Raw genomic sequence first — 16,696 nt, forward strand, 5'->3', positions numbered from 1 at the left:
GTTCGGCCTTAGATCGTCTGATTATACGCGCCGACTTCCGGGTTCTCGCGCAAGATCGCATCCACACCCTTGAACATGGCACGCAGACGCTCTTCCGAGGCCGGGCTCTCGACGACGACAACGAGCTCCGGCTTGTTGGACGAGGCGCGGATCAGGCCCCAGGTTCCATCCGCGGTGTGCACCCGGATGCCGTTGACCGTGTTCACCTCGACAATCGCATGGCCTGCGATCTGTTCGCCTGCCTCAGCCATGGCCTTGAACCGTTTCGTCACGCGCTCCACCACATCGTATTTCACCTCGTCCGCGCAATGGGGCGACATGGTCGGCGAGCCCCAGGTCTTGGGTAGGTCCGCATACAGATCGGCGGTGGTTTTCGTCGGGTTGCGATCGAGCATGTCGAGAACCGCGATGGCTGTGACGAGCCCGTCGTCATAGCCGCGGCCCACGGGGGCGTTGAAGAAGAAATGACCCGATTTTTCGAACCCGGCGAGAGCATTCAATTCCCGCACGCGGCGTTTGATGTAGGAATGGCCGGTCTTGTAATAATCGGTCTTCGCGCCTTGCGCGATCAGAACCGGATCCGATGAGAACAGGCCGGTCGATTTCACATCGACCACGAATTGCGCGTTCGCATGGATGCTGGACAGATCGCGCGCCAGCATGACGCCGATCTTGTCGGCGAAAATCTCGTCGCCGTTATTGTCGACCACGCCGCAACGGTCCCCATCACCATCGAATCCAAGGCCTATATCGGCCTTGTGCTCCTTCACCGCCGCAGCCATGGCATGAAGCATTTCCATGTCTTCGGGGTTTGGATTGTAATTCGGGAAGGTGTGATCGAGATCGACGTTCAGAGGAACTACCTCGACGCCGAGCGCTTCCAGGATCTGCGGCGCGAAAGCACCTGCCGTGCCGTTGCCGCAGGCGACGATGGCCTTGATCTTGCGCTTGAAGCGCGGGCGGTCGGTCAGGTCAGCGGTGTAGGTCGCCGCGAAATCCTTCACGAAATGGTAGCTGCCGCCCTCGCGCATCTCGAAAGTGCCGGAAAGGACAATTTCCTTGAGGCGTCCCATTTCCTCGGGGCCGAAAGTGACGGGGCGTTGCGCGCCCATCTTCACCCCGGTCCAGCCATTGTCGTTGTGGGATGCGGTCACCATGGCGACGGCCGGAACATCGAGGGCGAACTGGGCGAAATAAGCCATGGGCGAGAGCGCCAGCCCGATATCGTGCACCTTGCACCCCGCCGCCATGAGCCCCTGCGTCAGCGCAATCTTGATCGCCATGGAATAGCCCCGGAAATCGTGGCCGACGACGATTTCGCGCTTCACGCCGAGTTGGCCGAGCAGCGTGCCGAGGCCCATGCCGAGGGCCTGGACGCCCATGAGGTTAAGCTCAGGCGCGACGTCCGAGCTCGGATGCCCGAACCACCACCGGGCGTCATATTCGCGAAACCCGGTCGGCTTCACCAGCGGCGTGTTCTCGAAGGCGAGCGTATTCACGCGGACGTCCGGCAAGGGCTTAACGAACATGAGGAATTCCCGATTGAAAAGTGGCATAGGCCTATAATAGGCGGAAAAGTCTTTCAAGCATCGGCTATTTGGGGTGTCACGCAACTCCATGAAAACTTGCAAAAAGTCGAAATGAGGCAGTTAGGAGCTGCCTGATCGGCGATTTATGCTTTAAAAGGCCCTGCGCATGGGTGTCCGTCTGCCCGGGCTTTATTCGTGGCGGGCATGGCGTGCGCGTCTTGGTTGAAAAATTATTGTTAGAAATCAATAGAATGTCTGAACGAAACAGGTCTCGCCTGTCATTCGGTGAAATCGTTGATCGAATCACCAAAAAGAAATGGTCGCCCGAAGATGTCGCCAACATGGTTGGCGCGGATGCCCGCGCGGCGTGGCTGACCTATGCGAGCGATCCCTCGATCCGGGCGGAAGCCGCTTCCGGCGGAACGACCTCGGCATTGCTGATTCACGCCCTGGAAACCGGGGCCATCGACGGAGCCATCGTCTGCAAGACGGTGATCGAGGATGGCGCGGTTCGCGCTCAATTCGTTCTTGCGCGAACTCGTGAGGAGGTGCTGGCGGCTCGCGGCAGCAAATACGTCGAGACCAAATTCCTGCGCGATGTCCTCCCGATTTTGCGGGAGAACGAGGGCCGCTTTGCGGTCTGCGGCCTGCCCTGCGACATTTCGAATTTGAAGCGATGGGAAGAAAAAGAGCCTCTCCTTGCCGAGAGAGTAGCGTTGCGCGTGGCTTTCTTGTGCGGGCACAATTCCCGCTGCGAGCTGATCGACGGTGTGGTGCGCAAACTCAACAAGGAGGCCGGACGCTCGGATCTCGTCGGATTCAAATTCCGCACGGGCAATTGGCGCGGCCATTTGTCAGCGATCTACGCGGATGGCTCGGTGTTGCGAAAGCCCTTCAAGTATTTCAGCGATTACCGGAATTTGAGCTTCTATTCCGAGCGAAAATGCCTCGCCTGCATCGACCATTTCGGTTACGCCAGCGACATCTCCATCGGCGATGTCTGGCTCTACCGGCTCCGCGATCATCCCATCAAGCATAGCGGCGTGCTGGTGCGCTCCGAGCGGGCGGAGGCTCTTGTGAAATCCGCCATCGGGGCCTCGACGGTTGTTGCCGAAGATGTCCCCGTTTCGATGATTCTCGACGGTCAGACGCGCATCGGCCCGACGCATTACAATATCTCGGCGCGCGCCAAGGCGGGCCGTTTTATCGGCGTGAAGATCCCGGACACGCTCGGCATCAAGGCATCGCCTCTGTCGACCTTTTCGTCCTTCCTGGGTCTTATCAACATGCGGATCAGCGAAGGTCCGCACGCCGGCAAGATCTTTCGTGTGCCGCGTCCTCTCATCAGGGCTTATCTGTATTTCAAAAAAGGACTGGAGTCGCTCTGATGGGCCAAATCGTCGGTCTGACCGCGGCCACACTCACCGGAAACCATGGTGCGGAAGCCATGCTCTCGACGGTGATCGGTCGCTTGCGCGAGCGCAATCCCGATCTGAAGTTCGTGATCTTCAGCTATTATCCTGGGGCTGACAGGCGCATCCTGAGCGCGCCCGGCGTGGAGATCGTGAGCTCTACACCCGCTCGCCTCGTTATCGCCCACCTGCCGAGCGCGCTTCTGGGCGCGCTGCTGCCACGCGCATGGCGGCGCCGGTTTCCGCTCATGAGCGCGGATATGCGCCGCTTGAGCGAATGCTCGGTCCTTGTCGATCTCGCCGGGGTTTCGTTCATCGATGGGCGCGAGAAATTCCTGCCGTTCAACGTTCTCACGATCTTGCCCGCGATGATGCTGAATGTGGCGGTCGTGAAGGTGTCGCAGGCATCGGGGCCGTTCAAGAACTGGCTCAACCGTCTTGCTGCGCGCCTCATTCTACCGCGTTGTGCCGCCATCCATGCGCGTGGCGCACGGACGCACGCCCATCTCATGTCCCTCGGCCTCGAGAATGTCACACCCGCCGCCGACGCGGCGTTTCTTCTCGCCGATCAGGATCGGCTCGTGACGCCGGACGCACAGAGGCTCGCGGAGACGCTTGCCAAGATCGAGCGCATGAAGAGCGCTGGCCGCACCATCGTCGGCATCTGCCCCAGCTCCGTTGTCTATGCCAAGGCGGGACAACCCTATATCGATGCCCTCGCCGCTCTGATCGAGAAGATCGAAGCCGCCGGCCATGGTGTGGTCTTCGTGCCGAACGCGACCCGGGCCGACGATCCGGAGCGCTTGCGCAACAACGATATCCCTGTCATCCGACGCCTCGTCGAGGAGCTTGTGGCGCGTGGTTCGAAAGGTGAGCGCGTTGTCATCGAAAACGATATCGACGCGGTTTCCATCAAGCATGTCATCGATGCTTGCGATGTGATGATCGTCTCCCGCTTTCACGCCATGGTGGGCGCTTTGGCTCTCGCGAAGCCGACGGTCGTTTTCGGCTGGAGCCATAAATATGCGGAAGTCATGCATGATTTCGGCATGGGGGAATGGGTCTTCGACTACACGCGCCTCGATGCCGACGCCGCCTTTCCGCGCATCGCGGATCTGATCGCCAACCGCTCCGGGATTTCGCGCAAGATTGCCGACAGCCTTCCCCATGTCAAAGCGAAGTCCGCCATTCAGATCGATGCGATTCACGCGGTCTTGAGTTCATCAGCCCGATGAAAGCACCGTTTCGAAAGCGCGCGATGAAGGTGTTGCGTGTCGCGTGGGTTCTGCTCGCCGTCGGCTTCGTCGTCCATTTCGTCGGTACGCGGTGGGCAACCGTTCTCGAGTTGGCGCAGGCGCTGAAGCTCTGGCAACCCATTGCCGCTCTTCTACTCATCGTTGCCGGCAAGACCGTCTATGCCGAAATCGTCCGCCTGACTCTGACGGCGGTCGGCGCCAGCATTGGCTTTCGGGACGCGCTTTACGCCTACAATGTCTCGCAGCTTGGGAAATATATCCCGGGGTCCATCTGGCAGTTTGTGGGCCGGTACGAAATCTACCGCCGCCACGGCGTCGATTCGGCCCGGATCGTCCAGGTGATGATTCTGGAAAACGGCCTGATGCTTGGAACCGCATTTCTGGTCGGTCTCGGGGCGGTGCCTTCCTTTGCCGATCTCGCGCTGGAATTTCTGACCCGCAACGGGGTCGTCATCGTCGGTGCTATTTCAATTCTTGCGGCTGCCGGCGTGGCGGTCGTGTTGAAGTGGCGTCGCCGTGTCGGGCAGCTCTTGGAAACATTCTGGAAGAACCGCGCGCTGGTCTGGAAAGTCGCGGCGCTTTTCGTCCTGATGTGGTGCCTTCTCGGGCTTTCCGTGGTGGCGCTTTTCGCGGGCTACGCCGATATCTCGCCGGCTTTTACCATCTCGCTGTTCAGTCTGAGCTACATGGTCGGCTTCGTGGCTATTTTCGCGCCGGCAGGGATTGGCGTGCGAGACGTGATGTTCACCATCGGCCTGACGGGCCTCGTCGAGCCGCAGGTCGCGCTTCTCATCACCATCGGTCACCGCTTGATCTATATCGTGGCCGATCTCGCGTGCGGCTTCTACGCGTGGGCGACATCTTCGCAAGGGAGCGCCTTACCTCGAGCCCAGGCCGACTAAAATCGGTTCGCGCCTCGATGAAACGCGGGTCAGATTTTAGGCTTCTGACTCCGCATATTCCTTGCGCGGAACCGGTTTCCTCTTCTCCCGATCATGCTTCGGAGCCGGCTCACTGGAGCCGGGCGTCCGTTTGAGGGTGAAGCGGATATCCTCCAGAAGCTTCCTGTTGGCGGCCAGAAGATCGGCCAGGAACGCGACGAGAATGGTCTGAAAACCCATGCCCAACAGGATCGAGGCGAGGATCAGGGATTGGATGTGTCCGTCGCCGCGATCGAAAAGGTAGTAATAGACAAAGCGCAGCCCGAGCAGGACGCCCAGAGCGAACATGACGCTGCCCAGGGTGCCGAAGAAGCGGAACGGCCGATAGATCACGAAGATCCGGATCATCGTCATGATCGACCGTTGAATATAGGACGGAATGCTCTTGAGCAGCCGCGACGGACGCAGATCTTCGTTGACGCGAACAGGAACCGAGACGATGGCCATGTTCTTCTGTCCGGCCTGAATGATGGTCTCAAGTGTATAGGTATAATCGCTGAACACGATCAGACGTTGCGCGGTCGCGCGGCTCATGGCGCGGAAACCGCTCGGCGCGTCCGGGATTTCGGTGCGGCTGACGAGACGGACGACCCAGCTTCCGAGCTTTTGGAGAAGTTTTTTGGCCGGCGAGAAGTGCTCGATGGTGTCGATAGGGCGCGCGCCGACGACGATATCAGCGCGCCGTTCGAGGATCGGCGCGACGAGGGCAGGAATGTCGGCGGCGTTGTACTGGTTGTCGGCATCCGTATTGACGATGACGTCGGCGCCCCGCTCGAGGCAGGCCTCGAGGCCGGTCATGAACCCGCGCGCAAGACCCTGGTTGCGAGTGTGGCGGACGACGTGGTCGACGCCGTTTTCCTTCGCGATCCGGACCGTGTCGTCCACGCTGCCGTCATCGATCACGAGCCATTCGACCACATCGAAGCCCGGCACGTGCCGGGGCAACGCCGCCAGGGCGATGGCAAGAGTTCCGGCTTCGTTGTAGCAGGGAATTTGTATGATCAGTTTCACGATCTGGGCCCCGACAGCAATTTATTGAATAAGGAAAAGGCAAAAGGTGTCGCTGGTTGAGCGACCGTAATTATCGGAACGCGGGCATCGCCGCCGAAGAACTCGCTGGTTCATCGGCCTGCGGCCCAATGTTCCATTGTTAACAGTCGCGTAATCCCAGAAGCCCTACGGGTCAACCCTTTCCGCCGGTACGCCGCCCCGTGCGGGTGGTGGGAGAGAGTCGAAGGCGCCGGATTTTCTTGCAACGCTTAGGACCTACCGTTATACCAAAGCCCACCGATATCGCTTAGCCAACAACGACTTTTTTGCCAATAACGCGGCGATTTTTTTGATATTGATGCGGTGGGGCAATGCAAGAGCGAATCGTCAGTTCGACTATTTCTAAAAATCCAGTCCGTTTTTACGTACTCGTATTTTTGGCGAATATTTTCGCCATAGCCTTTTCACTTAATACGACTTTCAATTTCACTCAATTCGATCAACATGATCCCTCGTCGTACATCTCTCATGCTTTTACTATCGGGATCGATTTCGATCTCGATTACTCGAATGAGCTTTCGTTCCTGATCGGAGGCGACATCAACGCGGCGCGGACGTCACCGACGCAGCCTGTCGGCCCCGGCATCGTCGCCAGCCCCTTCGTCGCCGCCTTTTCGATCATCGACCGGATTCAGGGGCATCCGGTCCTGCAGGACCGCACGCAATATCTCGGGTCCTGGTCGTATTTCGGCATCGAATTCGCCGCGCTGTTCTACTTTCTTCTCGGGATCGCCCTGTATCAGCGGGCGCTTCGGGCTTGGCTCCACCCCGCCCTCGTCGCGCTGATCTGCTTTTCCGTCGGCCTTTTACCGTACGTGGCGAATTTCTTCACGATGGGGCATGCGTTCGAGTTCTTCACGCTTGCCTTGTTCGTCTACGCCGTCAGTCGCCTCTACGATCCGGTCAGCTCTTATCGACGCATCATCCTGCTGCTTCTCGTCGTGATGTCCGCGACCCTGATCATCATGATCCGGTGGGTGAACTGGGGTTATCTGTCTCTGCCCTTGCTGATCCAGTTGAGCCGCTATCTGACGGGCGATGGCCGAATGTTCAACAAGGCGGCGCTTAGAACGACACTATCGATCTATCTCGCCATCGGTGTGTCGCTTCTTCTCGTCTCGCTGTTCTATGCCGTCAATTTCGGCATGTGGTGGCCGAAGATCGAATATTTTTACTCCAATGCCCGCCACCGCGATGTGTCCACGACGGATTTGTTACTGCGCATGCCGCAACTCCTCAAGAACATTCCGAGCCTTTTGCTATCGAGCGAATTCGGCCTTCTTTATTCCTATCCGATCTTCCCCATCGCCGGCATCGCGGCTTTGTTTCTCTGGTTCCGCAATGTCCGGCAGAGGCCGCTTCCGTGGACCGGTTGGTTCCTGAGCTTCTGCTGGTGCATTGCGCTTCCTCTCGCGATCGTTCTGATGTGGCAGACCACGGCCAGCGGCTATGGGTATCGTTACCTCCTTCCTGCTCTCCCCGCGCTGCTCGTGGCGTTCGCCGTTTTCGCGAACACGGAGAAGATCGAGATCCTTCAGGGGCGTGATGGGACCTGGGCGCGGGGTGCGGTTGCGATGACGATGGGTTTTTTCATCGCTCTCGCCGTCATCTCGATTTTCGCGCAGTCGAGCTTCAACAAGATTCCCGGAACCTTTCTGAAGCCTCAGATCAATGTTTTCGGCGTCGAGCACGGAAGCAGCGGGCGGGGTTATATGGATGCGGTGTTCGGCGCCATCTTCAGCCCTGCCGCCTGGCTCGACCTCTTGCGGCAATCGCTTTTCCACGCCGTCGCGCGCACCACCACCGCGACGCGAGCCAATCCGCAGCTTCTGACGCAGCTGAAGATCATTCTCCTCGTTCTTCCGACCCTCGGGGCGATTTTCAGCCTCGCGGCCTGCCTCGACGACAAGCGGAAGGTTTGGCGCATATCGTTGGTGGCGTTGATTGCGCTACTCCCGCTTTATGCGCTCGTCACCGCTCTCCAGACCCATCGCCGAACCTTCACGCGGTTCGAATTCGGCATTCCCGCGGCGGCATATTTCGTCGGAAAGGGTTTCAGTCTGGAGCAACCCGGCGTGCCCCTCTCATGGGTTCTCGCCAATCCGGCCGAGCTTCATGGATTGATGCCAAGAAGCGGATCCGTCGAGATCAAGGGCCGGCTCTACAATCCGCATCCGGGGCAGATGATCGAGATTGCCGTCAACGGTCGCGTGGTCGGGGCTTGGAAACTCGAGGTCGGCTATTCAGAGCCTTCGCTCACGGTCGCCCTGCAACCGGACGAGAGCGGCAACGACGCCGTCGTGCAGTTCCGCGTCGGTACCATTGCCGCAGTCGCGGGCAGCGGAGACGACACGAAGCGCGGAATCATGTTCGAATGGCTCGCTATCGAGCCGGCGCAGGCCGCGCGGTCATAGGAGCGGGGGATATGACCAACGGCGGGCGGCGGGTGCGCAAATGATGACGGTTTATTCGATTCTTGGTGCATTGCTCGTCTGGCTGCTTGTCGATTGCATTCTTCAATCGACCTTTAGCCCGGAGCGGAAATTCAACCTGCGGGATTTTGCCCTGTTGCTCGCAGGTTATGCGATTGTTTTCGCATTGGTGCTGCTGTTCAAGATCGGCGCGGCCGGAACGATCGGGCTCGTCTCCTTCCTGTATTTACTGTGGTTGGTTCTGCTTTTGGTGAGAGCCGATGGATCGACGCGGCTTCTCTACGTCGCTTGTCTTGCGGGTGCGGCATTCACGATCCTCGGAATCCATGTCTTCCAGTCGGAAACGGAAATAGCACTGCGCAACACGCCCTGGGCGGCGCTTGTATGGTCCGGGTCGGATCAGCTGTTCTACGCCATGGAAAGCGTGAACCTCCTGGAGGGTACGACGAAGGGCATCCAGTATGCGCCGGGCTACTCGTTCTTCCTACTGCCGAATGCGGGGCTTTTGCGTGTGAGCGCGCCCGATCTCGGTGTCGCCTTCGCCAATCATCTGAACTTGAGCCTTCTCGGCTTTCATCTCGTCATCTTGTTGCCGGCGTCGTTCATGCTCGCGTCCCGCGCGGTGCTGACCTTGCTAGAGCATGATCAGCACAAGTGGAAACCGGTTGTTCGCCCGGATCATGCGGAATCAAACAACCTAGAGCCTGATCATGTTTCAAAGAGACATGATCAGGCTCTAGGAACGACGAGTCGAGCACGATGGTTCGGCTATCTCGGCGTTCCTCTTGTCCTCGCGCTTTTGTTTGTTCTCTACGTCGTCCAGACGCCGGGCTGGATGGCGGACCGGAATGCGATCCTCGGTTCGCGACGGTTGGTCGGGCTCGTTTTTGGGCCGGAAATTCTGTCTCTTCTGATTTTCACATTCTTCACGGCCATTGCGGTGCAAGGCGCCGCCTTGACGAAACACCGCGCGATCCTGTTGGGAGCACTGGCCGGTTTCGCCATCATCGTGAGCGAGAGAAACGTCGCCTTCGCCGGTCCGATTTTTCTCGTGGCGATGTTGAACACGCGTCCGCGAAACCTGAAGAACATCGTCGCGACAATGGCCTGTTTCGGTGCGTCGGCGGCGGTGCTGCTCAGCGCCTATCCGCTCTACACCAAACTGGTGTTCGGCCAATTCTTCATGTCGACGCGAAATCTTTATTGGGAAGGCGCCAAGCGCGGAGATTTCTGGCTGAAAATGCTGCCCGATTTGTATCCCTCCCTGAAGCTCGACACGGCACCCCGCATGTCGCTCCACTATCTGCCGGATAACTTTGCACGCCTGATGGAGGGATATGGCCCGGCGATGATCGTCTTCGCTCTGGCGCTTCTCGTGCCGTGGTTTCGCTGGCCGTGGAATTCTCCCTCACGAGAGGGCCGCATCGGTCTCGCGGTCCTTCTGTCGGGAACGGCTTTCATCACGCTCCTGATCGGCGTGACCTACGTCAATCCCATGGTGACTTTCCGCTACTACGGAATTCTGATTCCTGCTTTCGTGATCGCCGTCTTTGCGGCATTGACGGATCTGAAGCGGGAAACCGCGATGGGCTAGGTTTTCCACCAGGAGCGCAGATGAAGGCGCGTTCTCGGAACCAGCGCAAAGGATCGCAGCAGTTCTGCGATCATGCCCAGCGGCTTGCCGTCGTTTCGCAAGGCGACCGCACGCTCCACATGGAGCCAGGCGCGTAAGCGACGCAAGAGTCGCGGCGTAACGCCTGGGTTCGAGTTCGCCGCGAATTTCTGTTCGATGATCGCGGCGGATTGAAACACGTTGCGCGGATTCGCCCGTCGACCGATGCCGATGATGCAGCCGATCAGAGGCGCGGTACGGAGCTTGCCGCCGGCGAGCGCGAAGCGCAAAAACCAGTCGAGATCTTCAAGCCGGCGGAGGGCCGGATCGAACGGCCCGACGATATCGAAAGCGCGCTTTGGAATAAGCACCGTCGCGCCCGGGCTGAACCAGCACCCGCTGGCAAAATCGCTCGGGTCGGCACTCTCCATGGGAACACGCGTATAGCTTTTCCCGGTGCTCTCGTCGTTTGCCTGCCATCCGCAGCTCACCGCCGTCAGATCGTCGTTCTCCGGCAGAAGAACCTGCTGCGCCGCGAGTTTTCCGGGCAGGAAGACGTCATCGGAATCGAGAAAGGCGATGAGGGTCGAACGCGCTTCCTCCACGCCGACCATGCGCGCCCCTGCTGCGCCCCGGTTTTTGTCGAGGCGAACGATGCGAATGCGGGGATCGTCGATACAAAGCGCTTCATGTGTCACCGGCAGGGCGGAAGCATCGTCGACGATGACGATTTCATCCGGCGGCCGCGTCTGGTCCAAGGCGGATCGAACCGCCTTGCGCAAAGCATCGGGGCGATTGTGGACGGGGATGACGACGCTGATCGTCGGCCGGGCCATGATCAGTCGCGGAAGTCGGCCTGATGGGCCAGAAACCACTCGTAATAGCCCTTGAGACCCTCTCGCAATTCGATCTTCGGGCGCCACCCGAGCGCATTGATGCGGCCTGTGTCGAGAAGTTTGCGGGGAGTACCGTCGGGCTTCGTTGTGTCGAACACGAGATCGCCCTTGAAGCCGACCGTGTCCTTGATCAGGCGAGCCACGTCACCGATGGCGATATCCTCGCCCCAGCCCACATTGAGCGGAACCTCGCCGCTGTAGTGGCGCAAGAGATAGACGCAGGCATCGGCCATGTCGTCCACATGCAGGAATTCCCGCAAGGGCGTGCCGGTGCCCCACACGGTCATGCTCGGCGCGTTCGCAGTCTTGGCCTCATGCGCCTTGCGCAAGAGCGCCGGCAGCACATGCGACGTGGAGAGATTGAAATTGTCGTTGGGCCCGTAAAGATTGGTGGGCTGGCAGGAAATGTAGTCCCGCCCATGCTGCTTTCGGTAGGCTTGGCACAACTTGATGCCGGAGATCTTCGCCAGCGCATACCATTCGTTCGTGGGTTCGAGCGGGCCGGTGAGGAGCGAATCCTCGTTGATGGGTTGCGGCGCGAGGCGCGGATAGATGCAGGACGAGCCGAGGAAGAGAAGTTTCTCTACATCCATACGATGAGAAGCCTCGATGAGGTTCGAAGCGATCATCAGGTTTTCATAGATGAAATCGGCCGGCTGCGTGTTGTTGGCATGAATGCCGCCGACCTTGGCGGCAGCGATGATCACCACGTCCGGGCGCTCGCGCTCCATGAAGGCGCGCACGCTCGCCTGATCGCGCAGATCCACATCTTTGCGGCCGGCGGTGAGGGACGGGATGTTATCCTGCGCAAGGCGCCGGACGATAGCCGAGCCGACCATGCCGTTGTGACCCGTCACGAAGATTTTCTTGCCATCGAGATTGAGGGTCATCACCGTCGTCCATCGTTGAAAGCAAACATTCAGAAACCAGAAAGCGGCCTCGTCACCGAGGCGCGTGCTCTCTTATCTCAATGCCGTGACAAGCTCCAAGCCTGCTTTTCGTTGTCGAACTCGCAGAAGGGCGCGGGGCTCAGAAGTCGCAGGCGACGTGCCAGAGGCCGCAGGCCGCGGGGCAGGGATCGGCGCAAGCCGACGGAGAAGGTCTGGGCGTAGGCGCCGCGCGGCCGGGACCCGTAATGATCGAGGGCCTGGGATGCCTCGCTCAGGTACTTGTTCCAATGGACGCGGCTCAATTGATTGGCGTGGCGGCGGAAGGCCCCGATCGGCGCGGAGATGGACCAGAGTTCGGCATGCTGGAAAAACCGCGCCCACAACTCGAAATCGGCCGCCAAACGATAGGAAAGGTCGAGGCCGCCTCCGGCCTTGTCCCAGAGAGAGCGCCGCCAGAACGTCGATTCCTGTTGCACCATGCTCAAGGAGCGGCCCTTCGAGAACCCGGGCAAATGCTCGCCCATCAGGAAGCTCTTTCGGGAAATGCCCCAGTGAATATTCTGCTCGACGAGGCGTCCACGTTCGTCGAGGAAACTGATGACACGGCTCGTGATCCACTCGATTTGCGGATGAGCCGAAAAAATCTCATCGATCACTTTGAGGCTGTCGGGCATCAACGTGTCGCCCGCATTGATCCAGCCCATGATCTCGCCCGTGCTGAGCGCAAAACCCTTGTTCAGGGCGTCGTAGAGACCGTTATCCGGCTCGCTGATCGCGCCGCTCAACCGATTGCGCCGCGCCGCGATGGCGTCTTGCGACCCATCCGAAGACCCGCCGTCGACAACGATGTAATCCAGATCGCCGTGGTCGGCGGCGAGAACCGAATCCATGGTCTGCGCGAGAAAATCGCGGCAGTTCAGGTTGGGCGTGATAACCGAAATACGCATCAAACGATCTAAGGCTCGCTCTGACTCGGAAGGTCAGCGGAAAAGACAACAAACGGCGTCCCGTGTCGGAAGCTGACGGAACCATAGCCCGTTTCCCACGTCCTGCAAGAGAGTTGCGTACCGGTCACATGATTCGTTATGTCAGATGAAACGCTGGCGCAGGAATGATTTGAAGCCTCGATACCAGTCCCCGCAAGTCATCGCGTCGCCAATGGCCGGCCCCGATTTCGCTAGAGTGTAACGAAAAAGCCCCATGCCGCAGTACCAGGGGGACGGTGCGTTAAAGACGACCCAGAGTGCCTTGAAATAAATCCACCGCACCAGAAGATGCTTCTGATCGCCGAAGAAGGGCGAATGAAACTTGGTGTAGAGGTGATCGCTGACGGCCTGGACGTAATAAGGCGATACTTTACCGAAGAACCGCTTCTGCGTCGCCAAAACCTCGGCATAGAGATCGAGGGTTTGGGCCGCCGTCTTGGTGGTCTCATACCAGCGATTGCCGGAAATATCGGCGTCGACCCGGGCGAAGGCCGCGTCCGACAGGGCAAAGCGGGTCCACAATTCGTAGTCCATGCAGAAATTCAGCGAACGGTTCAGGCCGCCGACGCGCTCATAGAGGGCACGCGTATAGAAGATGGAAGGCTGCGCCACGTAACCCTTCTCGAACATCTCTCTCTTCACGTCGATTCCGGGGCCCACGTCGATCGTCGGGTAGGGGCGCTCGTTGGAGCCGTCCGCATCCATATAATGCGCGCCGCCGATGACGACCTCCGCATTCGGATTGGCCGCGATGGCCTCATTCACGCGCCAGAGCGCGCGGTTCGACTGCACGTCGTCCGAGTTGAGCCAGGTAATCCAGGGCTTGGACGTGCGGGCGAAGCCCTTCACGATGGCATCCGACTGCCCTTCGTCCTTCTCGCTGATCCAGCGGATCTTGTCGCCATAGGTTTTTAATCGCTCGATGGTGTCGTCCGTCGAACCGCCGTCCATGACGAGGATTTCGAGGTTCGGATAATTCTGGTCGAGCAGGCTGCGGATCGTCTCGTCGATGAAGCGGCCTTGATTGAACGAGGGAACGACGACGCTGATGCCGATCACGGTCGTGGGCGATATCTCGGACATGGACGCGTCGTCCTCCTGAAGGGCTCTGTTCGAGGTTAAACCTCTCTCGCGACTTGCGAGCGAGGTCACACCTCTTCTTCCGAAAAGCAATTGGTAAACTTGACGTGGAACGAAAGGCGCCGGCCCTGCGCCTTGTCAGGCGTGTAGGAACTGAAAGTGAATTCCATCGCCTCCGCCGAGCCCGGAATTTCCAATCGCTCGATCGTGTCGGCTTCGAGCTTGTATTCCGCGACAACCCTTTTCCCCGCCTTGACCTTGAGAATCGTGTCGCGCGGCGCGCGACCCTCCAGGATGAGCAGCTGGTTGCGAAGCGGCGAGGGGCTCAGTCGCACCCGGTTCGTCAACCAATTATCGTCATAGACGCCGGTGACGCCGGTGGTCAGCGGGCCGAAGGCCGGCACAAAGCGGGACAATCGTTTGACGTGCCGCCGCACCTTCCACTTCACACGGCTTCCAGCCTTGCGAATGACGTGCTTGACCGCCTTCGCACGAGGAAAGGCCGGATCGCCGAGGCGGGCCGAATCGTACTCCACGAAAGTCTTTTCGAGATGGGGAATGCCACGCGCGATTCTGGCGAAAGCGTCGTGGCGCTCCCAAAGCCGGTGGTTCCAATAGCCTTGAACGTAGCTCTTGCTGACGCGGCCCGCATGCTTCTGGGAGATCATGAAGATCTCGCGATAGATCAGGCCACGGGCGGACATGGTCTTGGTCTCGGGATAAAGTCGCGAGCTCGCCAGGACAACCGGCAAGTGGCGGATAGTGCCGCCGCCGCGCCCCACACGCAGCCAGTAATCGTAGTCCATGGTGTAATCGAGCGTATCGTCGAACAGGCCGAACTTTTCGACGACGGACGAACGCCAGAACGTGGCCGGCTGGCAGACGCAGCAATCCTGCACCAGGCGATCGAAGGAATAGGCCGCCGTGAGATAGCGGCCGGTCACATTGTCATCGACATCGATGTAGTGCGCATCGCCATAGACGAGATCCACATCAGGGTTCTCGGTGAAATAACGCACAATGGTCTCGACCGCGTCGAGTTCGAGCGTGTCGTCGGAATTGAGATAGGCGAGAATCCGGCCCGTGGCGCGTTTCAATCCCTTGTTGATCGCGTCCGTCTGGCCTTTGTCCTTCTCGGACACCCATTGGAACCGGTCGCCGTAGGATTTCAGGATCTCGACCGACTCGTCCTTCGAGCCGCCGTCCATGACGATCAGCTCGATGTTGGGATAGGTCTGGTTGAGAACGCTCTCGATGGTCCGCTTGAGAAAGCGCCCCTGATTATAGGAGGGCGTTACGATCGATACCTTGATCGAGGTATCGAGAGGCTTTCGCGCGACAGCCGTTGACCCGGCCTTGTCGTCGGCTTGGCGCACGGCCACCCGCTCGAAGGCCTGCTTCAGATTCTGCGCGGCGCGTTCCCACGTGTAGAGACCGATCCGTTTGCGGCCCTTCTCGATCAGTTCCTGAGCACGAGCCGGATTGGACGCGATCTTCGACATTCGCGCGGCGATTTCGGCCGTGCTGGTCGGGTCGCACAGAAGCGCGGCGTCACCGACCACTTCCGGGAGGCTCGTGGTATTGCTGCAGATCACCGGGCAATCGTTCCCGAAGGCTTCGAGCACGGGCATGCCGAAGCCTTCGAACAGGCTCATGAAGGTCAGCGCCTTCGCATGCCTGTAGAGATGTGCCAACTCCGCACGCGATACGAAGCCGAGGTGATGAACGCCCTCGGAGGCATGGGCCGCCGCCAGCTCCTGCCAGCCCTTCGGGTGGCCCGTCAGGAGGAGGGAATAATCTTTGGCCCGTGCGTCGTTCGCTTTGAACAGGCGGAACGCATCGAGGAGAACCGCGTGGTTCTTGTGCTGCCAGATATTGGCCGGAAAGAAAAAGAACGGCTCGAAGGCCGCGATCCTGGCCGCGAAAGCCGGCGAAACCTCGGACTCGTCACCCATCTTTGCGACCTGCGAGGCAGGCTGCATCAGAAAGATGTCGTCATAGGCGTTGCGATAGCGCGCCCGAATGGTCGACGCCGCATGGTCGGAATTCGTGGCGACGGCACCGCAGCCGGTGATGAGGCGGTTGAAATGCGTCCGTCGCAAACCCAGCGTTTCCGCGTCGAAGAATTCTGGGAAGAATTCGTGCTGCAGATCGGGGATGAAGATGATCTGTCGCGCCAGCGGGAAGGTCAGCTCGTCACCGTTGGGAAAAGGGCGATAGAGAACATCGATGTTCTCCGCGTCGAGAAGGCCCTGAAGCGATGGATAATAGGTGTCGAGCGGCAGCGTGTAGTGGGTGACGTTGGCTGACGATACCGGGATGAGATCCTGGTTGAACATCGTCCCGAAAATGTGGAACTGCCAGTCCGGGCACGAGGCGATCAGCGCCCGGAAAGTCTCCGTGATCTGGGGCGCGACGCCGCCGGAGGCGCCGCGCGTGATGTGGCGGAGATCGACGCCGACTTTCAGAGGATTTCCATTGGCTGTGGCGGAGCGGGACATCTCTTGGTTCCGGGCCATGCATCGCAGGCGAGAAGGGGCGGCTTACCCACCTTCGGGAGGAGGAACTCCCGATTGCGGTTTCACAAGCGGCCCCGAGAATCGCGTTTGCGT

The 16,696-nt window shown here is 59.6% G+C and carries 12 protein-coding genes; 5 read left to right on the top strand and 7 right to left on the bottom strand.

Annotated features, from left to right (window positions below):
- Positions 1-8 precede the first annotated feature (8 nt).
- On the bottom strand, positions 9-1,529 hold the full coding sequence (locus AB4072_RS13260; protein WP_441968496.1) for a phosphomannomutase/phosphoglucomutase: 1,521 nt from the start codon (positions 1,527-1,529) through the stop codon (positions 9-11).
- Between the two features lie 251 nt (positions 1,530-1,780).
- Between AB4072_RS13260 and AB4072_RS13265 the strand changes: the two genes are divergently transcribed.
- The 3 genes from AB4072_RS13265 to AB4072_RS13275 are packed head-to-tail and all read left to right on the top strand — an operon-like array spanning position 1,781 to position 5,099.
- Entirely contained in the window at positions 1,781-2,917 is a 1,137-nt protein-coding gene (locus tag AB4072_RS13265; RefSeq protein WP_441968498.1) for a Coenzyme F420 hydrogenase/dehydrogenase, beta subunit C-terminal domain, read from the top strand.
- Complete coding sequence (locus AB4072_RS13270) at positions 2,917-4,176, top strand: polysaccharide pyruvyl transferase family protein (protein ID WP_441968500.1); 1,260 nt, start codon at positions 2,917-2,919, stop codon at positions 4,174-4,176. The genes AB4072_RS13265 and AB4072_RS13270 overlap by 1 nt, the downstream gene beginning before the upstream one ends.
- Positions 4,177-4,199: 23 nt before the next feature.
- Positions 4,200-5,099 (top strand): lysylphosphatidylglycerol synthase domain-containing protein, encoded by a 900-nt coding sequence (locus AB4072_RS13275; RefSeq protein ID WP_441968502.1) that lies wholly within the window; start codon positions 4,200-4,202, stop codon positions 5,097-5,099.
- Positions 5,100-5,135: 36 nt separating this feature from the next.
- Here the strand turns inward: AB4072_RS13275 and AB4072_RS13280 are convergent, their stop codons facing one another.
- Positions 5,136-6,149, bottom strand: coding sequence for a DPM/DPG synthase family glycosyltransferase (locus tag AB4072_RS13280; protein WP_441968504.1), 1,014 nt, complete (start codon positions 6,147-6,149; stop codon positions 5,136-5,138).
- Between the two features lie 416 nt (positions 6,150-6,565).
- On the opposite strand from AB4072_RS13280, the gene AB4072_RS13285 reads away from it, so the two are divergent.
- The gene (locus AB4072_RS13285) at positions 6,566-8,602 is read left to right on the top strand and encodes a hypothetical protein (protein WP_441968506.1); all 2,037 of its coding nucleotides are present in this window, start codon (positions 6,566-6,568) and stop codon (positions 8,600-8,602) included.
- Positions 8,603-8,642: 40 nt separating this feature from the next.
- Positions 8,643-10,214, top strand: coding sequence for a hypothetical protein (locus AB4072_RS13290; RefSeq protein ID WP_441968508.1), 1,572 nt, complete (start codon positions 8,643-8,645; stop codon positions 10,212-10,214).
- Here AB4072_RS13290 and AB4072_RS13295 read toward each other — a convergent pair.
- The 5 genes from AB4072_RS13295 to AB4072_RS13315 form a co-directional block, all read right to left on the bottom strand.
- Entirely contained in the window at positions 10,211-11,068 is an 858-nt protein-coding gene (locus tag AB4072_RS13295; protein WP_441968510.1) for a glycosyltransferase family 2 protein, read from the bottom strand. The genes AB4072_RS13290 and AB4072_RS13295 overlap by 4 nt on opposite strands.
- A 2-nt stretch (positions 11,069-11,070) precedes the next feature.
- Positions 11,071-12,018 carry a GDP-L-fucose synthase gene (fcl, locus tag AB4072_RS13300; RefSeq protein WP_441968512.1) on the bottom strand — a complete coding sequence of 316 codons (948 nt, stop codon included), beginning with the start codon at positions 12,016-12,018 and terminating at the stop codon, positions 11,071-11,073.
- A gap of 77 nt (positions 12,019-12,095) precedes the next feature.
- On the bottom strand, positions 12,096-12,965 hold the full coding sequence (locus tag AB4072_RS13305) for a glycosyltransferase family 2 protein (protein WP_441968514.1): 870 nt from the start codon (positions 12,963-12,965) through the stop codon (positions 12,096-12,098).
- A gap of 141 nt (positions 12,966-13,106) precedes the next feature.
- A complete protein-coding gene (locus AB4072_RS13310; protein ID WP_441968515.1) occupies positions 13,107-14,087 on the bottom strand; it encodes a glycosyltransferase family 2 protein in 981 nt (326 codons plus the stop codon).
- Positions 14,088-14,152: 65 nt separating this feature from the next.
- The gene (locus AB4072_RS13315; RefSeq protein ID WP_441968517.1) at positions 14,153-16,585 is read right to left on the bottom strand and encodes a glycosyltransferase; all 2,433 of its coding nucleotides are present in this window, start codon (positions 16,583-16,585) and stop codon (positions 14,153-14,155) included.
- Positions 16,586-16,696: the final 111 nt, after the last annotated feature.

The organism is Microvirga sp. 2MCAF38, assembly GCF_052115485.1.
GTDB lineage: Bacteria > Pseudomonadota > Alphaproteobacteria > Rhizobiales > Beijerinckiaceae > Microvirga.